This window comes from Antrihabitans cavernicola (genome assembly GCF_008297975.1).
Classification (GTDB): Bacteria; Actinomycetota; Actinomycetes; order Mycobacteriales; family Mycobacteriaceae; genus Antrihabitans; species Antrihabitans cavernicola.
This window is the reverse complement of the sequence record NZ_VLNY01000008.1, coordinates 89071-112516: the sequence shown is the minus strand read 5'-3', so window position 1 is coordinate 112516 and position 23446 is coordinate 89071. Positions and strand designations below refer to the sequence as shown.

The window sequence follows — 23446 nt, the reverse complement described above, 5'->3', positions numbered from 1 at the left end:
GACCAGGCATACTGACGGTGACGCCACGTCGTTTCAGACGATCGGTCGATCACAACTCGAGCATGGGGAGCCCAGGGGATGACCGAGCGCCACCGCCGACCGACACGCGCGTCGGCGATGCGAATGACTGCCGACGACCGACGCCAGCTTGCAGTCGCGATTCAGCTGATTGCCGGAATAGCCACCGCAGTCGTGCTGTTCTTCTCGAGCACCAGCGTGCTGCCCGATTCGACCAATCTCGTTGTGCGCGGCGCCGTTGTGCCGCTGGTACTTTCGGCTGTCATCTTCCTCGTGTGCAGATTCATCGAGCCGGTCCGCGCGTACGGACGGACGGTATTGATCGCGACGGCCGTGGTGGTCTTCGCCGTTTTCGTCGCCTATTACGGAGTGCACGCGGTCTTCGGCTGAACGCTTCAGCATTACCACCTTGACGAAACGCCGACCGAGGGTACAGTTACATACTGACAGTATGTTCAGTACTGAAAGTAGGTAACTCCGATGTCCGATGCTCATACTCGCCACGAACTCGCACAGGCCGTCGCGGCGGACGCACTGCTCTGTGGCCCAACTGCTTTCGAAACCTGGAACACCGACATCGAGTCGGTCTTCGGCGACGTCGACGGACTACTGGGACATGTCGGCGCCCGCTGGTACACGGCGTTCTATTCGCTGCTCGACGCCGAATTCGAGATGCAGGGCGAACCCGATATCGCGACCACCTGGGATCGCCTCGCCGAAATCCATCCCGGCTATCGTGCGTTGCTCGAGATCGGATCCACCAACCAGGCCGTACTGGAAAGCTTTGCCTACCAATGCGATCGGGTAGAGAAGACCACCGGCTTCGACATGCGCGCCGCATTGGCTACGCGCTATCCGCGAGCGTGGGTTCCGGATTCCGAGCCCTCGACAACAGGCGCAGGCCTGGTCTCGCGGCTATTGCGCCGCGGCCCGCGCAAGAGCCCCGAACTCCTCGACACCGAACGCGGTGCCGTTGATGCCCCAGCCACCTTCTGCCGCCTCCGTCAAGATCACCCACGTCCGCTGGGCTTGGGTGGGATCGCCGGCTAGCTCGGCGACGATCGCCGTAGCTTCCTTCGTGATCTGCCGTTGCCCGTCTCGATCGAGAGATCCTGGCGGAGTGACGATTTGAACGCGAACGACGCGTGCCGGCGTCGAGCTTGCGGTACTGATCGCCGACGCCGGTAGCCGGTGCACGAACGCGGCGGTGTTCTCCAGATGAAACGCGCCGGGAGTGGCGACGCCCTCGGCGCGCAGGACCGCGTGCGTGAGCTCGGTCCCGAGCGTGGCATCGGCATCAGGCGGGAACAGATCAGCAGGCGCGTATACGTCGATCATCGGCATGGTCGTGAGCTTTCTCTGGATGTGCAAACTATGATGACTGTCATAGCAAGATTAGGTATGACGACCTTCATAGTCAAGAGGTGATTGCGTGGCGCGCGATGTCCGACACGAGATGGCGGCAGGTGCCGCGCGCCTGCTCGCTCAGCGCGGGTTGGCAGGGACGTCGTTCTCGACCGTCCTCGAGCTGACCGGCGCCCCGCGAGGATCGCTGTATCACCACTTTCCGGGCGGCAAGGATCAAATGATCCATGCAGCAATCGAATTGGCAGGCGCACGCGCGATCGGTGCGCTGGAGGACATGGCCGGATCGTCGCCCGTGCAGGTCACCGAGCGGTTCTTGGCGCTGTGGCGGACCGTGCTGGAAATGTCGAAGTTGTCGGCAGGCTGCGCAGTTCTCGCTGTCACCGTCGACACCGATTCCGACGACCTACTCGACGCGACAGCGACGATATTTCGCGCGTGGCGACAGCAGCTCGCGGCCTTGTTCGAACAGGGCGGAATCGCAGGCGAGCCCGCAGGGCGATTCGCTGCGCTGTTGATCGCATCGACGGAGGGCGCCGTGGTGTTCAGCCGGGCCGAGCGCAGCATGGAACCGTTCGAATTGGTCGCCACCGAGCTGGGTGAGCAGGTACGTCGACTTACGCGCTGACGCGAGCGAACGCCGCGGTTCCCGCCGTCCAGTCCGCTGCCCGGACGGTCACCCGGGTCGCCGTCGCGACAGTCGCTGCCGCGGTGACGGCAAGCACGGGCGTTGCCCAACCTGGCTGCACATCGCCACCGAAGATCGCGAGTGCGAAAACGACGGCAACCGCTAACATCGCGATGGTCCCGATTCCGATCGGCTTCAGCGGGCTGCGATGCGGAATCGACATCGCGATGACCAGACCGATCGACAGTGCGATCAGATGGCCGACATTGGTGAACGTCTGCCCGAAGATCACACCGGACACAGCTCCGACCACCATGGCAACCGACCACGTCGCCCGCCATCGAACCGGTAACGCACCGGTCATCGCGCCGAGCACAGCGGCTGCTCCGTAACTGACACCGACGTCAGGATCGGTCATCACGGCCGACGAGATCCAACCGGACCGCACCGCGACCAACAGTCCAGCAGCGACGATCAAGGTCGCACCCAGATGCCCGACCGCGAACACGCCGATCAGACGACGACGACCTGCCAGTACCTCGGCAGCGATCAGTACGCCTGCAAGCAGGGGATAGACGATCCAATCCGGTCCGCCGTCGGAGAGAAAAGCACTGCTGAACAGCACAGACAGGCGGCCATCGGTCAGATTGTGAAGATTGGTGCTTGCGCGTGAGATCAGGTGAGTCCGCGCTCCCGAGCCGAGCGTCGCAACGAACACGGAGACGCTGGCGAGCGCGATCAGGTAGCCGAGAGCAACCGGCGTGCGTCGCATCATCGCGAACGCCCGACTACCGATCTTGGACACGGTGTCGATCAACGAACACCCTTTCACTGCTGAGGTCAACGACAACCTTCATCGTTGCCCGTCACCTTGTTTATACCCTGCGCCGAGCCTGTGAAACGCCTGTACGACGAAGACCGCCGACTTTCACATGGCCCGCACAGGCTCGGTAAAGCCGAGACCCATCCCGGCGCAACAGCATTGACGACGTACCCCGATTCGATACGAACAAGGAGAAAATCGATGCGCAAGACCGTGGCGAAAGTAGCGACCGCCGGAGCCATCACGCTGGGCGTGATCGGGATCGGCGCAGGCGTCGCCAGTGCCGAACCTGCCCACAATCATGGGCAGGACCAGCAGTCGCAGCAGTGGCAGAACCAGCAGTGGCAGCAGAACCAGAACCACGACCAGAACCGCGATCACCAGCAGCAACAGGCTCCGCAGCCCGCGGCGCACGGCTTCTGGCTCTTCAACAACTGGATTCCGCTGCCCTGGTAACTGCTACTCGGACTCGTCGTCCATCAGGTCGATGGTGACAACGCCGTCGACGGCGGCGAGCACGACGGAGGCATCGCGGATCCCGGTCCCGGCGAGCGTGACCATCACGCCGACGTGACCGGGTACCGCGGGGCTGAGGTTTTCCAGTAGGTCGCGGTTGCCGTTCGGTGGATCCGCGGCCAGCGACGTCAACGACCAGCCGTGCTCACTGCAGGTATTCAAGAGCTGGCGCAGCACACCGCGGCCGTCTTCATACGTGACGTGAATGCGAATCGAGCGCGTGAACCGATTGGAGAACCGGCTGACCAACGGCGCGAAGCCCAAGACGATGAAGAAATGCAGCAGCGTCACCACCATCGCCAGCAATACCAAGCCGCCCGCAGCCGCCATCCCGATCGCCGCGGTCTCCCACACTGCGGCCGCTGTGGTCAGACCACGCACAGCACCCTGTCGGGTGATGATCAGACCTGCACCGAGAAATCCGATCCCGGACACGATCTGCGCGGCGACGCGGGACGGGTCGAGGATCACCAGTCCGGAATTCAACACGTCGTCGAAGCCGTACTTGCTCACCAGCAGGATCAGCGCCGACGACGTTCCCACGATCGTCTGCGTTCGAAGGCCGGCGCTCTTGCCCCGAATTTCGCGCTCGAGCCCGATCAGCGCGGAGAGCACGAACGCGGTGAGCAACTCGGTGATCTGGCGAAGACCCTGACCGGAGCCGGTCAGCAGGTCGCTCAGTCCAGATGCGTGCACATATCCACCCTGCCACGCTCGAGGTCCGCGACCCTACTCGCGGCTGACGAATCGCAGGTCGTAGACGTAACTCTTGTCGCCTTTCCTGCTCACCCACACGCCCTCGGGTGGCAGAGCGCCGATCCCCGGCCCGTCGATCCTCATCGGACAGTGCTCCAGAACTGGCACTGATGCTCCGCCGCCGCATCCACAGTTCCAGCCCCTTCCGACGAGAGCCGTTGAACGGTGGACGAATCCGGTGTCGCCGGATTCCAGTTCGGTGTCCGATCCGAGTTCGGGTTACCGGTGCGGGCGAACGTCGACCAATACTCGATCATTCTGTCCGACAACGCATGTTGCGCATCGCCGTGCAGCAGGTCTTTGTGCGCGAGCTGAAACAGGAACGGCAGATCGGTCGCGTGCGTTGCTCCCGTCGGCATTCCCGCCGAGGCGACGCCGTTGACATCCGGCGGGTTGGGTTCGGCGAACTCGTACGGGTACACGGACGTCTGCGCCGCCATCACCCGGTTGCCGCGATCGGTGGGGCACGCCCACGCCGAATCTGTCACGACGCTCGCCCATGCCAGACCGGCCGAAGGATACTTCGCCAACGGGTAGCGATCGGCGACCGCGGGCGCGGCGTTGCCAAACGCGGCTGACAGTAGCGACGGATAGGTTTGCGGGGTAACCGAATTCGGGTCGTAGCGCATAGCACCCGCGACGAACGACCTCGCTTCGTCGGCAGTGCCACCGGACAGAATCGGAACATGTGCGACGTGTCCGGCCTCGACTGCCTGCGCAGGATCCGTCGGCAGCAGCTCCGTCCCGTACGCAAGGTTGTCCGAGAAGTCGGCGTTCAGATCGATCAGATCGGCTGCCGGTTTTGCCCGCATGCACGCGAGCCGACCAGGTCCCGCGCAACCGAGTCCGTCCGCCGCCGACGCACCGGACGCCTGATTCGTCGTTGCATCGGTGTAGGGCTTCGCGGCAGGCGCGGACGGAAACAGTCCTCCCGCATGCCAATCCAGCAGACACGATCCTGACATCACGGCTGCCTTGTCGAAAAGTCCTGCCGCCGATGGCGCGGTGAGCAAGGCGCATGCGGACATGCCGCCCGCCGACTGGCCGAACACCGTCACGTTGTGTGCATCGCCGCCGAACGCGTTCGCGTTTGCCTTCACCCATTGCAACGATGCGATTTGGTCGGCGAAGCCGAAGTTCCCCGAACCCGCGAGTCCCGGCAGCCCGAAGTACCCGAAGATCCCGAGCCGGTAATTCACCGTCACCACGATCACGTTGCCCTTGTCGGCCAACTTCTGCGGGTCGTAGTCGGCACCGGAGCCGTTGGTGTAGCCACCGCCGTGCCACCAGACCATCACGGGCAGAGCGCCATTCGGCGATTGCTTACGCGGTGTCGTGACGTTCAGAAACAGGCAGTCCTCGTCCGTCTTCGGCGGCGTTCCGGGAATCATCGCCGTCTGTGGGCACGGCGAGCCGTCCTTGGTTGCATCGACGTTCGCACTCGAAGTCGGAAGCGGTTGGGGCACAGTCCACCTACGTTCGCCGATCGGCGGCTGCGCGTATCGGATCCCACGAAAAATGCGGACCGCATCCGTCGCCGTGCCGTGCACCGTGCCCGTCGTGGTCGTCACATCGATCGGTGCATCGACAGCCGGATGCTCCGATTCGCCGGAGCCACACCCTGTCAGGGCAGCAATAGCGACAATGACGACGGCAAGGATCCGCGCGGACGTCATCGGGACTCCACCGTTGTCGCAGCGTCGAACGTCGCCACCAACTCATGGGCGAGCAGGTCCGCCGAATCGCCTGCGATGATGCGCCGCAACGCGACGTCCAGCGCCGCTCGAATCGTCGAAGCCATGATCGTCGTGTCGAAGACGCGAAAGAATCCTTCGCGCTGGCCTGCGGCGAGAATCGACTCGACCTCGAGCATCTCGGCGGTGTGCTCGCCCCGGCGCTCCCGAACCTTGTGGCCCGACGCGAAAATCGCCGACAACGCGAGCATGTGCTGCGGATGCGCTGCGTAGAACGCCACACTGCCGCCGATGAAGCGTTTCAGGGCGGCGGGCGGACTCACCTCCGCCGCGACGTCGGGACCCAGTTCGGTCGTCGCCAACGCATAGACGGCTTCCACGACGCCGCCGAACAGGTCGTCACGATCGTCGAAGTGATAAGCGATGACGCCGCGGCTCACACCGGCCCGTTCGGCAATGCGGACCATCGATGCTTTCTCGACCCCGACCTCTGCGATCACTTCGATTGCGCATCCGACCAGCTGCGATCTCCTAGCGTCCTGCACGAAGGTGCGGTCTTCGGTTTCCGCTGCTCGAGCCGTCATGACATCGACGTTAGCAGCAAAGGCAATTATTTCCCATACATGGGAAATGGGGGGTGTTTGCTCCCGGCAAGCGCCGGGTATCCACTCTGCGCGTTTAGCCAAATCGAGATCCGTTTCCTAAGGTAACGATATATGTCGACTTTGCGTACGACTCCGTCAAGAGATTCCTGGGGCCACTCCCACGTCGAGGCACTCCACCGCCGGGTACTCGGCAAACTGATGCGCCGCAAGCCGCCGCTGACCGAAGAATCGATCACGGTGGTCGATCAGCCGATGCTCAAGAGAGCGATCACGGCCGCGGCGCTGGGCAACACGATGGAGTGGTTCGACTTCGGTGTCTACGGCTACCTCGCTGCCACGCTTGGCAAGGTTTTCTACCCGTCGGCATCGTCGACGGCGCAGCTCTTGGCGACCTTCGCCACGTTTGCCGCCGCCTTCCTGGTGCGCCCGCTCGGCGGCATGTTCTTCGGCCCTCTCGGCGACCGCATCGGCAGGCAGAAAGTGTTGGCCGCCACCATGATCATGATGTCGGCGGGAACGTTCGCCGTCGGATTGATTCCGAGCTACAGCAGCATCGGGCTGTGGGCACCCGTCCTGCTGCTCGTCGCGAGATTGGTTCAGGGATTTTCGACCGGTGGCGAATACGGCGGTGCGACGACGTTCATCGCGGAGTACTCGCCCGACAGCAGGCGCGGATTCCTCGGCAGCTGGCTGGATTTCGGTACGTTCATCGGGTACTCGCTCGGCTCCGGAATGGTGACGATTCTCAATCTCTGGCTCGGCGAAGACTCGATGGTCGAATGGGGTTGGCGCATACCGTTCTTCATCGCGGGCCCGATGGGTCTGATCGGCCTGTATCTGCGACTGAAGCTCGAGGACACTCCCGCCTTCCGTAAGCAACTCGACGACCACGAGGCCAAGGTCAAACAGACCGAGAGCGGCGGGCGTGAGATCCGCAAGATCTTCGCCAAGTACTGGCGCGCACTGCTGATCTGCATGGGTTTGGTAATTCTCTACAACGTCACGAACTACATGGTGACGGCATACCTGCCGACCTACTTCACGGATGTGCTCGGACGCAGTCAGGGCAGCGCCGACATGCTGGTGCTGTTGTCGATGCTGGTGGTCGTTCTGGTGATCGTCGCCATCGGCAGGCTCAGCGATCGGGTCGGGCGAAAACCGATCTTCGCCTTCGGCGCTGTCGGCCAAATCGTGCTCGCTGTCCCATGTTTCATCCTGGTCGAGCGTGACGGATTCGTGCTGCCCGCAATCGGTTGCATAGTCCTCGGACTGCTCCTCGCCTGTTTCGCCGCACCGACAGCATCGACGCTGCCCGCACTGTTTCCGACCGCTGTGCGCTACGGCGCGTTGTCGATCGGCTTCAACATCGCGGTATCGCTGTTCGGTGGCACGACACCCTTGGTCACATCTGCATTGGTCAGCTCCACCGGCGTCAACCTGGTACCGGCCTTCTATCTGATCGTCAGCGGCATCGTCGGCTTGGTTGCGGTGTTCTATCTCCGCGAGTCGGCGAATCAACCGCTGGAAGGCTCTCCGCCGCAGGTGGATACACAGGAAGAAGCAACCGAGTTGTATGCGACGGCCAAGGAGTCGCTCAGCAGAGTGTGAGACCTCAGTGGCATCGTCCGCCTGGGAGTTTCGCAACTCTCGCTTGGATCCACGCAGTCATCTGATTCAAGACTGCGATGCCGGCATCGAATGTCCCCGACGTCGGTTCGGCGGCCAGCGTGATCGCAGTCTGTCCGGCTGGCGTCGTGACAATCCCCAACTGCCGCACCAGGTATGCGCCCGCCTCGTCCGGCCCCCACCCGGCTTTGCTCTCTGTTCCGTCGATTCGGGCGAGCCCCCATTGTTGATCGGCTTCGAGGTTCGACATCAGGTCGAGCACTTTCGTCGAGTTCGGCAGACACGGCAAGTGAGCGGCGAAACGAGCTTGATCTTCGAGCGACCAATTCGTCTGGCCGAATGCCGTGAAGCCTGCCCTGACCCGTCGATCTTGCACCAGAGTGGATGTGTCCGTTCCCTCGGCAAGGACGGACTGAACTGCGTCGGCAGCTTGGGCAGGCGTCCCGAGGAGAGACCAAAGCTGTTCGGCTGCTGCGTTGTCCGATCGGGAGATGGCAGGGCCCGCAAAGGGGACAGCTGCCGCACCCGATTCGCGAATTGCCGAGATTGCCAACGGCACCTTGATCGTGGACCAGGCGACGCCGGTCGTCCAGCCGCCCATTACCTGGACGGAACTCCCGCCGACAGGCACCACCGCCATACCAACTTTGCCCGGCAGCGTCTGCTCGAAGGCAGCGAACTCGGTGGCGAGATCGGACGCCGCAGGCACCGCGCTCGCAGTAGGCGTCGCCGCACCCACTTGCGAAGTGGTGGTCACCGCAATCGGCGACTGCGTGGCGACCTGCGCCTTCCCCCTGTCGATGGTGCACGCGGACAGCGCGAGAATCACCACGCCTGCAACGACCGCCGCGGCCCGACTAGTACACATAGACGACCGCGCCGTCGCCACCGGTGCACGTCGCGAGAGCGCCATTTGCGGTGCACGTCATGGTGTACGTCAGTCCGGTCACCGGACTGGTCGCGACAACCGAACGTGGCTGCGGGGTGGGCGAACCGGATGCGGCATAGGCACGACGGACCTCCTCGGAGAACGGGCAGGACGTGACGTCGTTGCCTGCGGCCGAGGTTCGGTAGGCGCCTGTGGTGCCGAAGACCGAGCTGCACGGTTGAGCCTCAGAAGGCAACGCCGTAACCGGTGCCGGCGCAGCGGGCGCGATAGCCGCCGGCGACGCGGGAAGTGTGCTCGATGTCGGAGCCGATGCGGCGGTATCCGACTTGGACTCCGAAATCACCAGCCACGCTACGACACCGCCGATCGCCAAGAGCGCGACAACCAAGAGCGTGAGCAATACGGGCATCGCTGTCGATTTCTTCACCGGCGGCGGCGCCCCGTACGGAACGCTGCCGTACGGAACGCTGCCATACGGAACGCTCATGTACGGCACGCTGCCATACGGAACGCTCATGTACGGCACGCTGCTGAATGGAACCGCACCGCCGGCGCCGGTGGACATTTCGGCGACTGGTCGCACCATCGTCGGTTGGTACTCCGGAACATCGCCGACGGGATTGACCGTTGTCGCGTCAGCGGCCCTGCGGATCATGGCAGTCGCCTCGTCCTGTTGCGGTCCAGTGAGCGCGTCGCGAGCTGCCCGAGCGAGATCGCCGGCAGTCGCAAAGCGGTCTTCGGGCCGCTTCGCCATGCCACGTGAGATGACGCCATCGAAAGCTGCCGGAACCCCGGGTCGCGTCATACTCGGTCGGGGCGGCGACGTTGTCAGATGGGCTTTGATCAACTGGCTGACAGTAGCGACGGGGAACGGCGGCATACCTGTGAGACATTCGTTCAAAACGCATGCAAGCGAATAGATGTCGGCACGATTGGTTACCGGATCTTTGTCGAACCGCTCTGGTGCCATGTAGCCATAGGAACCGATCGCGGTGCCCAGCTCGGTGAGCTGCGAGTCGGCGCCGGAATGCGCAATTCCGAAGTCGACCAGGTAGGCGAAGTCATTCCCATGGGTGACCAGAACGTTCTCGGGCTTGATGTCTCGATGTATCAGCGCATCTGCGTGAGCGGCATCGAGCGCTGACGCAATCTGGCTGACGATGGTGACGGCACGAGCAGGAGTCATCGGACCGTAGTTCTTCAGCAATGCTCGCAAGTCTCGGCCCGGGACCAGCCGCATATCGATGTAGAGGGTGCCGTCGATCTCGCCCCAGTCGTGAATTGGGATGACGTGTGGTTCCTGAAGCCTTGCGGCGGCATGCGATTCGCGACGAAAGCGTTCTTGGTAGGTCGGATTCTTCGCCAGCCGATCAGACAGCAGCTTCAGTGCAACGGTGCGATCCTTGCCGGTGTCGTAGGCCTCGTAGACCTCGCCCATTCCGCCTTCGCCGAGCAGCGACCTCAGCTCGTACGCGCCGAATCGGGTGCCGACACGAGACACCGAAGAATCAACCACCAGGATCTCCCCACCGTCGCCAAGGACCCCCGCAGCTAGGAGCGTGCGCCCTCCGACTCGGCAGTGGTTATCCGTCGTACGACCGACAGACGAGCGAGCTGTGCACAGGTAGGATCTTGGGTCAGGCCGCCCGCCAACTGAGCTGTGGAACGAATGCGGGACGGCGACCGAGCGGCAGCCAATGAACCTGTGCTCGTTCCTGATTGGGAGCATCGTCTGCAACGGCCGCGGCGAGAACGATGGTGAGCGCAACGATCTCGTCGTCGGTGAGAGTGCCACGTTCGATGCGCAAGAACGGTTCAGCTGTCATGTTCGGGGCTCCTACTGAGGTGGGTTTCCGTGTTTCCGCATGGGAATGTCCGCGTGCTTGCCTTTGAGCATCGCCAAGCTTCGAATCAGCACTTCTCGGGTGGCGGCCGGATCGATCACGTCGTCCACCAAGCCGCGTTCCGCGGCGTAGTACGGGTGGATCAGTTCGCTTCGGTACTCCTCGACCTTCTGCGAGCGGGTCGCGACAGGATCGTCGGCAGCAGCGATCTCGCGGCGGAAGATGACGTTGGCCGCGCCGTCGGCTCCCATCACAGCGATCTCGTTCGTGGGCCAGGCAAACGCCAGGTCCGCGCCTATCGAACGCGAATCCATCACGATGTAGGCGCCGCCGTACGCCTTGCGGAGGACCACCGAAATACGTGGCACGGTGGCGTTGCAGTACGCGTAGAGCAGCTTCGCGCCGTGTCTGATGATCCCGCTGTGTTCCTGTCCCACACCGGGCAGAAAGCCGGGCACATCCACCAGGGTCACCAGCGGGATGTTGAACGAGTCGCAGGTCTGGACGAATCCGGCAGCCTTCTCCGAAGCAGCGATGTCGAGCACTCCCGCAAGGGAATTCGGTTGATTCGCCACAATCCCGACCACGTTCCCGTCCAGCCGTGCCAGCATGCATACGACGTTGGGCGCCCACTGTTCGTGCACCTCGAAGAACGCCCGATCGTCGACGACCTCCTCGATCACCGATCGCATGTCGTATGGACGGCTGACGTCCGACGGCACCAGGTCGTACAACGCCTCACTACGCCGCTCGATCGGATCCGCGCTCGCGTGCACCGGTGGCTGTTCGCGGTTGTTGGCAGGCAACATCGACAGCAACACCCGCACGTCGTGCAGGCAGGCTTCTTCGTCGTCGTGCACCACGTGCGCGACACCGGACGTCCCGGCGTGCACATCCGCACCGCCGAGTTCGTCCATGCTGACCCGTTCACCGGTCACCGTCTCGATGACGTCGGGTCCGGTTATGAACATCTGCGAGATATTTCGCACCATGAACACGAAGTCGGTGAGCGCGGGGCTGTAGGCCGCACCGCCCGCACATGGACCCAGCATCACGCTGATCTGCGGAATCGCACCCGATGCCTTCGTATTTCGTTGAAAGATCCCACCGAACCCGGCGAGCGCACTCACGCCCTCCTGGATCCGGGCGCCCGCACCGTCGTTGAGGCCCACCAGAGGTGCACCGGCCGCGATCGCCATATCCATGATCTTGTGAATCTTCTGCGAATGCGCCTCTCCGAGTGCGCCTCCCATGATTCGAAAGTCCTGTGCGTAGACAAAAACGGTGCGTCCGAACACAGTTCCCCAGCCGGTGACCACGCCGTCCGTCGGTGGCCTGCTGTTCTCCAGACCGAAGCCCGTTGCGCGATGCCTCCGCAACGCATCCACTTCTTGAAACGAGCCCGGATCCAGCAGCAGCGCAATGCGTTCGCGCACAGTCAGTTTGCCCTTGGCATGCTGACGCTCGGTCGCGGCCCGATCCGATCCGTCGGCGACGAACTGCTTGACTCCCCTCAGCTCCTCGACGCTCTGCCTCATCATTGCCCCCGAATCAACTCGATGTGTGAGCGTAGTGATCGGCGCTCAGGACCATGGGATCGATTGCGTCCCCGAACCATCGAGCGATCGCCGCTTTCGATTCGACGCTCGAGTTCGCCGGCTCCCACGCCGCGTGTCCATCTGGACGAATCACGCAGAGCACGTCGTCGCGGTGAGCACCCGCCACCACGATGGCCTCTCGGCCGAGCAGTGCGGCTTCGTCGGGTTGCGGTGCCCGTCCGAGCATGCGAGCAAGCGCAGCGGGCGAGACACGCGAACCCGTTTCGGTGCTTGCCGCATAGTCCGTGTCGACTCCGGCAACCGATCGCGCGATCCTCTGCCGATACGGCTCGGACTCGGCCAGGCGATCCCGCACGAGCTGAACTTTCCCGAGGTCTGCGCCGAACACCAGCGACTCCTGGACGCGAACGTCCTGCTGCATCACCGCCGTCGCCTCGGCACGTTCGGAACCGTAGGTATCCAGCAAAGCCGTTGGCGCGCCGCTGTATACGGCCGACAGCTTCCACGCCAGGTTGTAGACATCCTGCACACTGGCATTGAGCGAACTGCCACCGACGGGAGGTTGGTCATGCGCGGCGTCGCCGACGAGATACACCGGTCCCACGCGCCATTGCTCGACGGCCGAGCAACCGTTGGAGAACGTGTCCAGCCACACGCACTCACCCTCGTGCACCTGTTCGCCGGTCGCCTCGAGCCAGTCGCTGCAGACGTCGTCGAACCCGGGCGTCGCAGCCGCGCTGTAGCGGGGGGAGTGGAGCATCAGCCGCGTGGTGCGCGGTGAGATCGCGCCGGACGTGACAATCATGTCGCCGTGCCGCTCGAATCTGCGTCGCGCGACGCTGATTCCTGCAACGTCGCATCGAATCATATGGCGACTGGCCGCGGTACCGGTGAGCGTGAACCCCAGGCTGTCGCGAACCACGCTGTCGCAGCCGTCCGCGCCGACAAGGGTTCTGCTTTCGTACCTTTCGCCCGTGGCTGTCCGCGACACCACTGCCGACCGTGCGGCATCGGCACCGACGAAGGTTGATCCGGTCTTCAGGACCGCACCGTTGTCGACCGCCCAATCCCGCAGCATGCGAACCAGACTCGGCTGCGGAATCGACCACAGGCCGGCCCACGGACTGTCGACCTGCTCGAGGCTGACCGGGACGCCCCCGTAATGGCCGAACATCGATCGCGGATTGTCGGCGAGTCCGGGCACGCCCACCGACGACATGATCTCCATGGAACGAGAATTCAGCGTGCTGGCCCGAGTCTGCTCGGAGATTGCGTCGTCACGTTCGAGCAGCAGCACCGATGCGCCGCGACCGGCGAGGGATCCGGCGAGCAGACTCCCCGCCGGACCGGCACCGACGACTACGACGTCCCATTGTCCACCCGTCACCGCTGCCACCGGTAGAAGCACTGTGCCATCGCGTCTTTCGGCCCGGACCAGTTCGGGTCGTATGCGTTGAAGAAGGGGCGAAGATCGTCGCTGATCTTGACGAATCGCGGGTCGGTCCGAGCCTTCTCGACCTGATCCGGCCCATGATCTTCGGCAAAATCCTGGGCGTGGATGTAGAGGTCGTGGTACTTGAACAGCTGCCGCCGCATGGTGCCCATCCGCTCGGGCATATCGCTTCTGTCGAACTCGCCGAAGATGTCGGCGATCGAATTCAGCTCGGGCTGCTCGAATTTGGCGATGATCAGGGTGGAGAACATGTCGATCCCTTTCGTTGCGGTGATTTCTTCTAACTTGCTGCGCCGAACCAACGTTCGAGCGCACAGGACAGTGATTCGTCGGCGTCCGATGTCCACGCCACGTAGCCGTCCGGACGGACCAGCGCCTCCGCCCCCGTCGGTGTCGAGATCTCTTCGACCTGCACACGGTCGCGCCACCGTTCGAGCACAGCTGCGCTGGTCGCGGCGCCACCCGACGCAAGAAAAAGTCCGCGCCCGTCTCGCAGCAGTCCGCGCGGCGGGGTGTCTTCGCCCGACACGCGAAGGTGTTTGGTGGGTAGCAGGCGTCCGATCGGCTCGGGCGTGTCACCGGCGAAGTCGTATCGCAAGGCCATCCCGGTGACCTCGTCCGCAAGAACTTCCGCGGCGCCTGCGGTAGCGGCCAGGCGCGTCACCAGATCTCGTACCGGCTCCACCTCGCGGCCGCCGAGGAACAACTGGCCCTGTGCGCGAGTGTCGGCAAGGAGTTCGGCGGCTGCGCGCCCACGCTCGGCGTCGTAGCTGTCCAGCAGGTCCGCAGGCGCCCAGCCCTGAATGTCCGCGGCGAGCTTCCAGCCGAGGTTCACCGCGTCCTGCAGCGACACGTTCATGCCCTGCCCGCCTGCGGGCAGGTGAGTGTGGGCAGCGTCGCCCGCCAAGAAGATGCGACCCTTGCGGAACGACGGCGCCATTCCGGATGCATCGTTGAAGTAGCTGGCCCATCGGATCTTTCCCTGCGGAAGATCGTCGCCGGTGATGTTCTTGTACGCCGCTTGCAGGTGTTTTTCCTCGACCCGCACACCTCGTTCGAGCGGTTCCGCGTGGAAATCACAGACGATCAACCGGTCCACGTCGTCGCTCAGTGGACCCGACATCACCATGCCGGTCGACGTCCGCTTCCCAAAGGGGTTGTTCGGCAGCCCGGCGTGCTCGATATCTGCGAGCAGCATCTGAACGTTCGGCGGGCTGAGCGAGTAGTCAAGGGACGCAAAGCCGCGCACCGCGCTGTGGGCGCCGTCGCATCCCACGACGTAACGCGAGCGCACGCGAAATTCCCCGGTCGGACCCTTGGCGACAGTTTCCAGATACTCGTCGGACTCCACAATTTCGGTGACCGTACAGCCGCGCTTGATGTCGGCACCCAAACGCTGCGCCCTCGCGTGCAAGACGCCCTCGGTCTTGTACTGCGGGAATCGCATCACCGGTAAGTAGGGCGACGAGAGATGATCCGAAGAGATCACGATCCCCGCAAAGTGCACGGCAGCAACGCGTTCCAGCTCCCCGAATTCGTGGAGCATGTCGCGGTGCGCGAAGATCTCCTGGGTGCTGGACGTGAAACCCAATGCCCGTGACTCCGTGTCGGGCGTGCTCGACGAACCGATCACCAGGCAGTCGATACCCCGCAGCCGAAGCTCACCGGCCAACATGAGGCCCGTCGGACCCATCCCAACGATGACGACCGGCACGTCGACGCCGGCGCGGTGATCAGATGTTGTTGCGGCACTCGTTGATTCGGTCACAACACGAGTGTCGGCGCCCGACCTCGAATATCCCTCACGCCGACAAATGGCGTCTCTATAGCTTCGGTGGACCGGACGACTAGGGCTGATTGCCACCCTGGAAAAGGGTGCGCAGACCGATGTCGGTTGCTGCGCCGTGGTGCGGAATCGAAGGAGGAAATCGTTGTGAGCACGGAAGTAGATGTCATCGTCGTCGGCGCGGGGCCGACCGGGCTGATGTTGGCCGGAGACCTTGCGGGCAAGGGGCACAGGGTCGTCGTCCTCGAGAAGCGAGCGAAGACCAACTCGAATCTCACCAGGGCGTTCTCGGTGCACGCCCGAGCACTCGACCACCTGGCGATTCGGGGGCTGGCACCGGAGATCATCGCATCAGGCGAGCCGATGAAGTCGCTTCCGCTCGTCGGTGCGCTCGACGTCGAGTTCAGCAAGCTCGATACGCCGTTTCCCTTCATGTTGGTTACTCCGCAGTTCGCCGTGGAACGCGTACTCGAGGCGCGCGCCGTAGCCGCAGGTGCTGAATTCGACTACGAAGCCGAAGTGGTTTCTTTGCAACAGAATTCGGACGGCGTCGTCGTGCGATACGTACACACGCTCGACGGCGATCAGCAGCAGGGCGAGGTGACAGCGTCGTACGTCGTCGGCGCGGACGGGCTCCACAGCACTGTGCGAAATTCGCTCGGCATCGACTTTCCCGGCGAGGCCGTCTTGTCGTCGGTGATCATTGCGGACGCAAAAGTCGACTTTCCTCCCGACAAGGGACTGGCCATCGAAGCGAACGGTCACGGTTTCTCGTTCATCTGCCCCATCGAAGACGGGTACTACCGCGTACTGGCGTGGAACAGCGGTACGCGTGAGCATGTCAACAACGACGTCGACTTCGCCGACTTACGCGATCTGTGCGACGCGGTGTTCGAGCGCGAGATGGGACTGCATTCGCCGCGATGGATTTCGCGCTTCCACAGCGACGAGCGCCAGGCGACGCAGTATCGAGAAGGCCGCGCGTTTCTCGTCGGAGACGCGGCACACGTGCATTCGCCGGCGGGCGGGCTCGGAATGAACGTCGGAATCCAAGATGTGGCAAACCTGTCGTGGCGTCTCGACGCCGCACTGCGCACCGGCGAACCTCGCTTTCTCGACGACTACGAGGCGGAGATGCGCCCGATCGGAGCAAAGGCGCTGGTCGATTCGGGGAACATGGTGCGGGCGGCAATGCGGATGAGCTCGATTCCAGCGGCCGTGCGCTGGGGCATTCTGGCCGTGGCGAACAATTCGGGGCCGCTCGGGCGTCGGTTCGCGCAGGGGATCGCCATGTCGCTGGCCGGGGTACGCGCCCGATGCGGCGGGACCGGATCTGGCGATGTCGGCGCGTTCTGGAGCGGTTCGGTGACCGATGCCGACGCTCGAAATACGCTCGGCGCAGGCCAATTCGTGCTGGCAACACCGTGGGCCACGAACGTCACCCGTGCGGCAAGCCGTTCGGGAGCCGTCGCCGTTGTGCACAGCGAGACCGTCCGCGATCAGGCGCTGCTCGTCCGACCCGACGGGTATATCGCGTGGGCGGGCGCGCCGAATTCGCCGTCGCTGATGCGAGCAATCGCCGACGGCACACCGGGGTCGCGGGCGCATTCGCCCGCAAAGTCTGCAGCTGCGACCTGACCGAAATATATCCTGAGCTGGCAGTTCGTCGTTTTACGTGCGATATTACGAAATTCGTACTAGTTTGGAAGACGTGGTTGACGCAAATACAGAACACCAAGACCAGGAACTCATCGACGCGTTCCGTGTCTTGCGCATAGAACTGCGCATCGTCAACGACCGAGTCGCCGCTGCGGCAGGGATCAAACCACGAGACCTCGACCTGCTGGACGTGATCGATCGCGAAGGAGCGTGCACACCGGGCCACCTGGCCGCACGTACCGGGATGCGGGCCGCCACCTTGACCGGGGTTCTCGCCAGACTCGAAGATGACGGCTGGATAACCAGATCAACCGATCCCAAAGATGGCCGCTCCGCGAGGGTGGCCTCGACCGAACGCTTCGAGCAGGTGCGATCGCTGTACCAAGATGCGGGCGGTTCGGTTCAGCGGGTCTTCAACGACGTCGTTCCGGAGTACCGCAGCGCAGTCATGTGGTACCTCCGCACCCTTGCCTACTCACTGCGCGACATGAGCGCCGACATCCCGAGCGCACTCACTTAGGCGTCCGGATTGCACGGCCGAAAACATCAACAAGAAAGGACACGACGATGCAATTCGCCGAAACCATTCCGACCGAGTTCACGTACTACGGCTGGAACATCGACCTGCACACGATCGGACCGTTCGTCAAAGGCAGCCGCACTCGCGAGGCGGCGCTCGAGGGCCTGCGCCGGGTTGCTCGCGAGCTCGACGAGCTCGGCAGCGTGCACCGCGTTCGCCTCTTCGAGTCCACTTTCATTCCGCCGCTTCCCAACAAGCCACAGTTCGACGTCGTCCTCCTGATCGATTCGGAGGGGTCCGTTCGAGACGACTTCGAGTCGGCGAGGTCACGTCACGACGTTCCGAAACCGGAATTCGTTGCTGCGGCACGCAATGCGGCGCGATTCGGCGACACCGACGACACCGATGGACCCGTGCTGCTCAACCACTTTGTCGGCGAGGCGTCGCCGCAGGTTGCGACCGAGGCATGGAAAGAGATCAGCCAATGGTACGAGTCGGTGCTGAAGGTGACCAACTCGACGCTGCTGGAGTTCGAACCGGGCACCCCGTTCGTCATCGCGAACTACGTGGTCGTCCCCGGCACCGTGCTGCGATTCATGGCCAATCAGGTACTGCGGCCGAGCTTCTACCGCAACGTCACTGCGCGACTCACCATTAGCGGCCTGCAAGCTAAGCCGCTGTTCGCGCAGCGCGTGGCATACAGCGAAAGCACTGCGGGGACTCGATAACCTACCGAGAAGTCCACTGCGTCGGTGACGCAAGAGATCGGGTCTTCGGCCTCGTCCGTGCACTGCTGTCCCAGGGGGTGCAGGCAATGAAACGATCCGCGGCCGAATTCCCGCCACAGCTGGAAGCCGGAGGGGGCGCTTGGCCGATCTACCCGTCCCGAAGACGATCGTTCGTGGGACCGGCTGCGCGATGGCCACTTTCGGCACATGGTTTCGGTACGTATGTGGCCTACCGGGCGGGCCAGGTGTGTCGGCCACGCGAATCGCTTGCATTTGCCGACGGCAAGCCCCGAGCCGCTCAAGCATCGGTCGGCATAACCAACGTCATGGCCTCATGCAACTAACATGCGTTTGGGACGTCGATAAATAGTCGGTCGATCACTTCATATATGTTTGCGAGCTGACCGACGACGGGTAGCAGTTTTAACCCATATTTCGTCACGACCACACCGAAGTAGGCATTGAGTCCTTCGATGGCGCGAACCGGGTCGTTCTTAATCAGGCTGTGGGCGAGGTCAAGTTGTGTGCCCAATCCGGGCAACAGGCTCGTCAACTCCGGCGAGAGTCCCGCATTTGGATCTGGCGCCGGGCAACCCAACTGACCTGGAAGAATCTTCCCCTGATTTGGGGGCGGTGCAGGCTGAACTGGCCCCCCATCTCCGCCGATAGTGACCATCGTCGTCTGGCTATTGTCCTGCCCAGGCCCGTCTACGCCCCAGACCATAGTTCCCTCACCGTCGCAGCTGACGTCAACGACATATTCCCCGGGTGCCAGAGGGCCGACCACACCCGTTCCCGCTCCGAAAACCGTTGGGAAATCGAACTCTTGTGTAAACACGGAACCGTCTTGGGCGTACCCGTTGTACAACCCGGCCGAAAGGACGCATCCATCATTACCGTGAGTTGCACCGGTTACGACGGCATTGATGAATCCGCCGGGCAATGTGGATAGCGTGGCTCGAGCACCGCTTGAGTACGGTCCTGGTGTGTACGGCCAGATGGAATCAGCCGACGCAGATGCCGGGGGAAAAAGAACAGCGACGGTGGTCATTGCCGTAGCGGCGGCCATTACGCCCACCGTTCGAGTGGAAATCCGCAATGTTCAGGCCCTTCGTGAATCGCAGATGGAGGAACCAAAGCCAACCACGCCGAACTGGGTGACGATATCCCCTATTCGATCGACACCCGCGCCCTCGCATGGCGCCTATTCGAGATCGCATAGCCTGCGCGGCTACGCGGCGCACGAAATTTGCAGTATCTCGACAAGGGCCCATATGTGATCGTTCATAAAACGCCACGCGGGTGCATTTGAGTTATCGGGGATAGGCGACCACGAACTAGTCCAACGGGCAGTAACGCCTGTAATCGACACCCGCTAAGGGCTATCCTGGTTTGCCCGGTCGGCAGTTCTCTCAGTACCGGCCGAGACCGCCACACACGTTCATTGCCTGGCAGGTGACTGCGCCGGCACCATCCGACGCCAGGTAGGTCACCATCGCCGCGGCCTCCGCCGTGGTCGTGTATCGCCCTATCGGAATCCGGCTCTCGAATTCCTTCTTGATCTCGGCCTCCGGTCGGCCGAAATGCTGCGCGTGACCCAGCCGAACCTGCTCGGCCATAGGCGTTTCCACGAATCCGGGACACACAGCGTTGACTGTCACCCCCGTTGTCGCCAACTCCAGCCCCAGCGCCTTCGTCATACCGATGACACCGTTCTTCGATGCGGAATACGGCGTCGCGAGCGCGACACCCTGCTTCCCTCCGGTCGACGCGATGTTGATGATCCGGCCCCAGCCGTCGTCGACCATCTTTCCCGACTTCAACACCGACCGGGTCACGCGGAACACGCTGTTGAGATTGGTCTCGATGATGTTGTCCCACAGCTCATCCGATATCGCAGTGATCGGCCCGCCACCGCCGCGACCGGCGTTGTTGACCAAAATGTCGATACCGCCGAACGTATCGACGCACGCAGCGACCGCATCGTCGATATCGCTCACCACAGTCACATCGCCGACGGCGCCCGCGGCCTTCGCGCCCGACGTGCTCGCGGCGTTGAGCGCCGTAACCGTGTCGTCGACGGCTTCTTGGCGCCGGGACATCACGAACACCGAAATGCCCTGCTGGATAAACGACTCGGCGCAGGCACGCCCGATTCCGCTGGTGCCTCCGGTAATGAATGCTGTTCTTTCCGACATGATTTGCACGCACCTTTCTGGTCGGGACTCGTTCGGTCGTTCCAGCGAAGTCTCGCTCTGTCGCCTACTCGCGTGGTCCACGGCAGCTATAGAGCCGCCCTTCTTCGGCGTGAGGCTTTCTCGAGGACAAGGGTCGAGTATCGAAACATGACCGCGCAGAGCAACACAGATGGGTGGAGAGAATGAAACAAGCCGTTATCACGGGACTCGGAGTCGTTGCTCCCCAATCTAATTCGGTCGACGAATACTGGTCGCTCCTGACGTCCGGCCGGTCCGCCACCGGATTGGTCACCGCCTTCGACGCCCGACAGTTCGACTCCCGAATCGCTGCGGAATGCAGGTTCGATCCCAATGCATTCGGATTGACGCCGCGGGAGCAGACCTTGGATCGGGCAACGCAGTTTGCCGTCGCCGCTTTGGGGCAGGCGCTGGAAGACTCCGGAATCGCAATGGAGGACGTTCCATCCGAACGTATTTCGGTTCAGCTGGGATGCGCAGTCGGCCTCACCACCAGCCTGGAGAAGGAATACGCTGTGATGAGCGACAGCGGTTCTCGCTGGGAAGTGGAGCAGCGCTTCGCAACTCCTCGACTCTACGATCACTTCGTACCCAGCTCGCTGGTCAGCGAGGTTGCGGTCAGGGTCGGCGCATCGGGTGCGTGCGCGATGGTGTCCACCGGGTGCACATCGGGGATCGACGCCATCGGTCACGCCGTGGATCTCATCCGCACCGGCGCCGCCGACGTCGTGGTATCCGGTGGCGCCGAGGCACCGATCTCGCCCATCACCTACGCGTGCTTCGACGCCATTCATGCGACCAGCACTCGTAACGATCAGGCGGACAGCGCATGTCGTCCATTCTCGGGCGACCGCGACGGTCTGGTGCTCGGCGAAGGTGCGGCGGTTCTGATCGTCGAAGAGTACGAACATGCGCGTGCGCGAGGAGCCACCATCTACGCAAAGATCGGTGGCTACGCATCTCGCTGCAACGCCCACCACATGACCGGCTTGACCCCGGACGGCTCGGAAATGGCAGCGGCCATCACCGCCGCACTGTCGCAGTCGACCTTGGCCGCGGAGTCGATCGGCTACGTCAATGCCCATGGTTCGGGCACCAAGATGAACGACATTCACGAGACCGGTGCGGTGAAACACGCACTCGGCGATCACGCGTACCAGGTGCCGATGAGCTCGATCAAATCCGTGATCGGGCATTCGCTCGGCGCGATCGGCGCACTCGAGACCGTCGCGTGCCTGCTCGCCATGCGGCACAACGTGGTGCCGCCGACCGTCAATTACACGGAACCGGACCCCAGCTGCGACTTGGATTACGTGCCCAACGTCGCAAGAGAAGCGAACGTTACCGCGGCCTTGACGGTCGGCAGCGGATTCGGTGGATTTCAGAGCGCGATGACGATGGAGGCGGTGTGAGTAACAAAGTATTTCTGACCGGAGCCGGCATTGTTGCACCATCCGGGACAGATCCCGAAACACATTGGAAATCAATGGCATCCGGTACCAATCACATCGGCAAGGTGCCTGCCGAACGATTCGTCGTCGACGAGTACGCGGCGACCCTGGCCGCGGTGGTACCGCACGACTTCCGCGGCGCCGTCGAATTCGGGCAACGTGAACTGCAGAACCTGTGGGCAAAGGGCAAAGAGCACGTCAGCGCTTATCAGTCGTATGCGTGGTTCTATGCGGTGAACACCGGGCAGATCTCGATTCGACACAAGTTCAAGGGACCGAGCTGCGTGGTGGTCGCCGACCACGCCGGCGGGCTCGACGTATTCGGCAAGGCCAAAAGCCTGCTTGCCGCAGGGACTTCCGCGGTGGTCGTCGGCGGCGTCGACGGGCCGATTTGTCCGTGGGCGTGGGCGCCGAACATTGCGTCGGGGCGGTTGTCGTCTTCGGTTCGACCGGACTCTGCCTATCTGCCGTTCTCACCCGACGCGACCGGTGCGGTGCTCGGTGAAGGCGGAGCACTGCTGGTGGCCGAGACGGAGGAATCCCTCGAACGCCGTGGCGGGCCTGCACCACTTGCCGAGCTGGCAGGCACCGCAACCGGATTCGGGCCGACAGAGCAGAGCCGCACCGACGGCTCGGCGCTGGCGGCGACGATCCGACGCGCACTCGACGACGCCGGTCTTGCACCGGCAGACATCGGCGTCGTACTGGCGGACGCGGCGGGGCAGCGCGACGAGGACGCGAGCGAAGCAGCAGCACTCGCGGATGTGTTCGGCGCGCAACAAGTTCCGGTCACCGCCCCCAAGGCTGGATACGGGCGGCTACTGGCCGGCGCAGGTGCAGTCGATGTCTTGACTGCCTGCCAGATCATCGTCAACAAGACGATTCCGCCCACGCCCGGCGTGACGGAACACCTGCACAACATCGACTTGGTCACCGACGCTCCCCGTCAGCTCGACAAGTTGGCGGTTCTCGTGGTGGCCAGAGGAATAGGCGGCTTCTGTTCGGCAGCCGTGATCACCGGTACGTAAAGGAGAAAGCAATCATGGGAACAACAGTCTTCACCGAGAACGATCTGGTCGACGTCATTTTGCGTAGCGCGGGCGACGACGACGAAATCCCCTTCACGGTCGACAACATCGACGATTCGTTCGAGGACGTCGGCCTGGACTCGCTCGCGATCATGGAATGCCTGTCGCTGATGAAGCGTGAGCTCGAAATCGCCTTGGACGCAGGCGTTGTCGATGCGGTCGAGACGCCGCGCGACCTGCTGGACATCGCCAACGAGTACCTGCGCGAGAACGCCGCTTAGG

24 protein-coding genes are annotated in these 23446 nt (G+C 63.1%); 10 read left to right on the top strand and 14 right to left on the bottom strand.

The genetic code is table 11. The annotated features are described in order from the left end of the window. Positions 1-78: 78 nt before the first annotated feature. Positions 79-408, top strand: coding sequence for a hypothetical protein (locus FOY51_RS17555; RefSeq protein WP_149431557.1), 330 nt, complete (start codon positions 79-81; stop codon positions 406-408). Between the two features lie 525 nt (positions 409-933). On the opposite strand, the gene FOY51_RS28140 is transcribed toward FOY51_RS17555, so the two are convergent. Continuing rightward, positions 934-1356, bottom strand: a complete 423-nt coding sequence (locus FOY51_RS28140; protein ID WP_371830462.1) for a tautomerase family protein — start codon at positions 1354-1356, stop codon at positions 934-936. Positions 1357-1450: 94 nt separating this feature from the next. Between FOY51_RS28140 and FOY51_RS17545 the strand changes: the two genes are divergently transcribed. Continuing rightward, positions 1451-2011, top strand: coding sequence for a TetR/AcrR family transcriptional regulator (locus FOY51_RS17545; RefSeq protein WP_149431555.1), 561 nt, complete (start codon positions 1451-1453; stop codon positions 2009-2011). Here the strand turns inward: FOY51_RS17545 and FOY51_RS17540 are convergent. Further along, on the bottom strand, positions 2001-2828 hold the full coding sequence (locus FOY51_RS17540) for a rhomboid-like protein (protein ID WP_214633114.1): 828 nt from the start codon (positions 2826-2828) through the stop codon (positions 2001-2003). The two genes, FOY51_RS17545 and FOY51_RS17540, sit on opposite strands and share 11 nt — an antisense overlap. A 207-nt stretch (positions 2829-3035) precedes the next feature. On the opposite strand from FOY51_RS17540, the gene FOY51_RS17535 reads away from it, so the two are divergent. Next, positions 3036-3290 (top strand): hypothetical protein, encoded by a 255-nt coding sequence (locus tag FOY51_RS17535; RefSeq protein WP_149431553.1) that lies wholly within the window; start codon positions 3036-3038, stop codon positions 3288-3290. A 3-nt stretch (positions 3291-3293) separates the two neighbouring features. On the opposite strand, the gene FOY51_RS17530 is transcribed toward FOY51_RS17535, so the two are convergent. From FOY51_RS17530 to FOY51_RS17520, 3 genes are all read right to left on the bottom strand, one after another. After that, positions 3294-4046 carry an MgtC/SapB family protein gene (locus FOY51_RS17530; RefSeq protein WP_235916439.1) on the bottom strand — a complete coding sequence of 251 codons (753 nt, stop codon included), beginning with the start codon at positions 4044-4046 and terminating at the stop codon, positions 3294-3296. A 140-nt stretch (positions 4047-4186) separates the two neighbouring features. Then, positions 4187-5782, bottom strand: a complete 1596-nt coding sequence (locus tag FOY51_RS17525) for a carboxylesterase/lipase family protein (protein ID WP_149431552.1) — start codon at positions 5780-5782, stop codon at positions 4187-4189. Next, the gene (locus tag FOY51_RS17520) at positions 5779-6384 is read right to left on the bottom strand and encodes a TetR/AcrR family transcriptional regulator (protein WP_149431551.1); all 606 of its coding nucleotides are present in this window, start codon (positions 6382-6384) and stop codon (positions 5779-5781) included. The genes FOY51_RS17525 and FOY51_RS17520 overlap by 4 nt, the downstream gene beginning before the upstream one ends. A gap of 132 nt (positions 6385-6516) precedes the next feature. On the opposite strand from FOY51_RS17520, the gene proP reads away from it, so the two are divergent. Further along, on the top strand, positions 6517-8013 hold the full coding sequence (proP, locus tag FOY51_RS17515; RefSeq protein ID WP_149431550.1) for a glycine betaine/L-proline transporter ProP: 1497 nt from the start codon (positions 6517-6519) through the stop codon (positions 8011-8013). A 4-nt stretch (positions 8014-8017) separates the two neighbouring features. Here proP and FOY51_RS17510 read toward each other — a convergent pair whose 3' ends face one another. The 7 genes from FOY51_RS17510 to FOY51_RS17485 all read right to left on the bottom strand — a co-directional run bounded on the left by FOY51_RS17510 (position 8018) and on the right by FOY51_RS17485 (position 15544). Further along, the gene (locus FOY51_RS17510; protein ID WP_235916437.1) at positions 8018-8899 is read right to left on the bottom strand and encodes a serine hydrolase; all 882 of its coding nucleotides are present in this window, start codon (positions 8897-8899) and stop codon (positions 8018-8020) included. Next, the gene (locus FOY51_RS17505; protein ID WP_371830457.1) at positions 8889-10436 is read right to left on the bottom strand and encodes a serine/threonine-protein kinase; all 1548 of its coding nucleotides are present in this window, start codon (positions 10434-10436) and stop codon (positions 8889-8891) included. Before FOY51_RS17505 ends, FOY51_RS17510 begins: the two co-directional genes overlap by 11 nt. Before the next feature lie 121 nt (positions 10437-10557). Further along, a complete protein-coding gene (locus FOY51_RS17500) occupies positions 10558-10746 on the bottom strand; it encodes an acyl-CoA carboxylase epsilon subunit (RefSeq protein WP_149431548.1) in 189 nt (62 codons plus the stop codon). A gap of 11 nt (positions 10747-10757) precedes the next feature. Next, on the bottom strand, positions 10758-12302 hold the full coding sequence (locus FOY51_RS17495) for an acyl-CoA carboxylase subunit beta (protein ID WP_149431547.1): 1545 nt from the start codon (positions 12300-12302) through the stop codon (positions 10758-10760). A gap of 13 nt (positions 12303-12315) precedes the next feature. After that, positions 12316-13719, bottom strand: a complete 1404-nt coding sequence (locus FOY51_RS17490) for an FAD-dependent monooxygenase (RefSeq protein ID WP_187776375.1) — start codon at positions 13717-13719, stop codon at positions 12316-12318. Next, on the bottom strand, positions 13707-14027 hold the full coding sequence (locus FOY51_RS27275) for a TcmI family type II polyketide cyclase (RefSeq protein WP_187776374.1): 321 nt from the start codon (positions 14025-14027) through the stop codon (positions 13707-13709). Before FOY51_RS27275 ends, FOY51_RS17490 begins: the two co-directional genes overlap by 13 nt. 29 nt (positions 14028-14056) lie before the next feature. Then, entirely contained in the window at positions 14057-15544 is a 1488-nt protein-coding gene (locus FOY51_RS17485; protein ID WP_149431545.1) for an FAD-dependent monooxygenase, read from the bottom strand. Between the two features lie 165 nt (positions 15545-15709). Between FOY51_RS17485 and FOY51_RS17480 the strand changes: the two genes are divergently transcribed. From FOY51_RS17480 to FOY51_RS17470, 3 genes are all read left to right on the top strand, one after another. Then, complete coding sequence (locus tag FOY51_RS17480; protein WP_149431544.1) at positions 15710-17200, top strand: FAD-dependent monooxygenase; 1491 nt, start codon at positions 15710-15712, stop codon at positions 17198-17200. A gap of 73 nt (positions 17201-17273) precedes the next feature. Continuing rightward, complete coding sequence (locus FOY51_RS17475; protein ID WP_187776373.1) at positions 17274-17741, top strand: MarR family winged helix-turn-helix transcriptional regulator; 468 nt, start codon at positions 17274-17276, stop codon at positions 17739-17741. Between the two features lie 47 nt (positions 17742-17788). After that, positions 17789-18469, top strand: coding sequence for a hypothetical protein (locus FOY51_RS17470; RefSeq protein WP_149431542.1), 681 nt, complete (start codon positions 17789-17791; stop codon positions 18467-18469). A 340-nt stretch (positions 18470-18809) separates the two neighbouring features. On the opposite strand, the gene FOY51_RS17465 is transcribed toward FOY51_RS17470, so the two are convergent. Next, positions 18810-19538: a hypothetical protein gene (locus FOY51_RS17465; protein ID WP_149431541.1), complete on the bottom strand. Its 729-nt coding sequence runs from the start codon at positions 19536-19538 to the stop codon at positions 18810-18812. 343 nt (positions 19539-19881) lie between these two features. Continuing rightward, positions 19882-20667: an SDR family NAD(P)-dependent oxidoreductase gene (locus FOY51_RS17460; RefSeq protein WP_149431540.1), complete on the bottom strand. Its 786-nt coding sequence runs from the start codon at positions 20665-20667 to the stop codon at positions 19882-19884. Between the two features lie 182 nt (positions 20668-20849). Here FOY51_RS17460 and FOY51_RS17455 point away from each other — a divergent pair, with 182 nt between their 5' ends. From FOY51_RS17455 to FOY51_RS17445, 3 genes are read left to right on the top strand one after another with little or no spacing between them, the layout of a single operon-like run. Further along, entirely contained in the window at positions 20850-22097 is a 1248-nt protein-coding gene (locus FOY51_RS17455) for a beta-ketoacyl-[acyl-carrier-protein] synthase family protein (protein ID WP_149431539.1), read from the top strand. Beyond that, on the top strand, positions 22094-23164 hold the full coding sequence (locus FOY51_RS17450; protein ID WP_214633113.1) for a beta-ketoacyl synthase N-terminal-like domain-containing protein: 1071 nt from the start codon (positions 22094-22096) through the stop codon (positions 23162-23164). The genes FOY51_RS17455 and FOY51_RS17450 overlap by 4 nt, the downstream gene beginning before the upstream one ends. Positions 23165-23178: 14 nt before the next feature. After that, complete coding sequence (locus tag FOY51_RS17445) at positions 23179-23445, top strand: acyl carrier protein (protein ID WP_149431538.1); 267 nt, start codon at positions 23179-23181, stop codon at positions 23443-23445. Position 23446: the final 1 nt, after the last annotated feature.

What these genes read in the sequence shown, in the direction of transcription:
- FOY51_RS17525 (WP_149431552.1), bottom strand. Translation starts at nt 5,782, where the DNA reads ATGACGTCCGCGCGGATCCTTGCCGTCGTCATTGTCGCTATTGCTGCC.
- FOY51_RS17495 (WP_149431547.1), bottom strand. Translation starts at nt 12,302, where the DNA reads ATGAGGCAGAGCGTCGAGGAGCTGAGGGGAGTCAAGCAGTTCGTCGCC.
- FOY51_RS17470 (WP_149431542.1), top strand. Translation starts at nt 17,789, where the DNA reads ATGCAATTCGCCGAAACCATTCCGACCGAGTTCACGTACTACGGCTGG.
- FOY51_RS17465 (WP_149431541.1), bottom strand. Translation starts at nt 19,538, where the DNA reads ATGGCCGCCGCTACGGCAATGACCACCGTCGCTGTTCTTTTTCCCCCG.
- FOY51_RS17535 (WP_149431553.1), top strand. Translation starts at nt 3,036, where the DNA reads ATGCGCAAGACCGTGGCGAAAGTAGCGACCGCCGGAGCCATCACGCTG.
- FOY51_RS17510 (WP_235916437.1), bottom strand. Translation starts at nt 8,899, where the DNA reads ATGTGTACTAGTCGGGCCGCGGCGGTCGTTGCAGGCGTGGTGATTCTC.
- FOY51_RS17555 (WP_149431557.1), top strand. Translation starts at nt 79, where the DNA reads ATGACCGAGCGCCACCGCCGACCGACACGCGCGTCGGCGATGCGAATG.
- FOY51_RS28140 (WP_371830462.1), bottom strand. Translation starts at nt 1,356, where the DNA reads ATGATCGACGTATACGCGCCTGCTGATCTGTTCCCGCCTGATGCCGAT.
- FOY51_RS17500 (WP_149431548.1), bottom strand. Translation starts at nt 10,746, where the DNA reads ATGACAGCTGAACCGTTCTTGCGCATCGAACGTGGCACTCTCACCGAC.
- FOY51_RS27275 (WP_187776374.1), bottom strand. Translation starts at nt 14,027, where the DNA reads ATGTTCTCCACCCTGATCATCGCCAAATTCGAGCAGCCCGAGCTGAAT.
- FOY51_RS17460 (WP_149431540.1), bottom strand. Translation starts at nt 20,667, where the DNA reads ATGTCGGAAAGAACAGCATTCATTACCGGAGGCACCAGCGGAATCGGG.
- FOY51_RS17445 (WP_149431538.1), top strand. Translation starts at nt 23,179, where the DNA reads ATGGGAACAACAGTCTTCACCGAGAACGATCTGGTCGACGTCATTTTG.
- proP (WP_149431550.1), top strand. Translation starts at nt 6,517, where the DNA reads ATGTCGACTTTGCGTACGACTCCGTCAAGAGATTCCTGGGGCCACTCC.
- FOY51_RS17455 (WP_149431539.1), top strand. Translation starts at nt 20,850, where the DNA reads ATGAAACAAGCCGTTATCACGGGACTCGGAGTCGTTGCTCCCCAATCT.
- FOY51_RS17520 (WP_149431551.1), bottom strand. Translation starts at nt 6,384, where the DNA reads ATGACGGCTCGAGCAGCGGAAACCGAAGACCGCACCTTCGTGCAGGAC.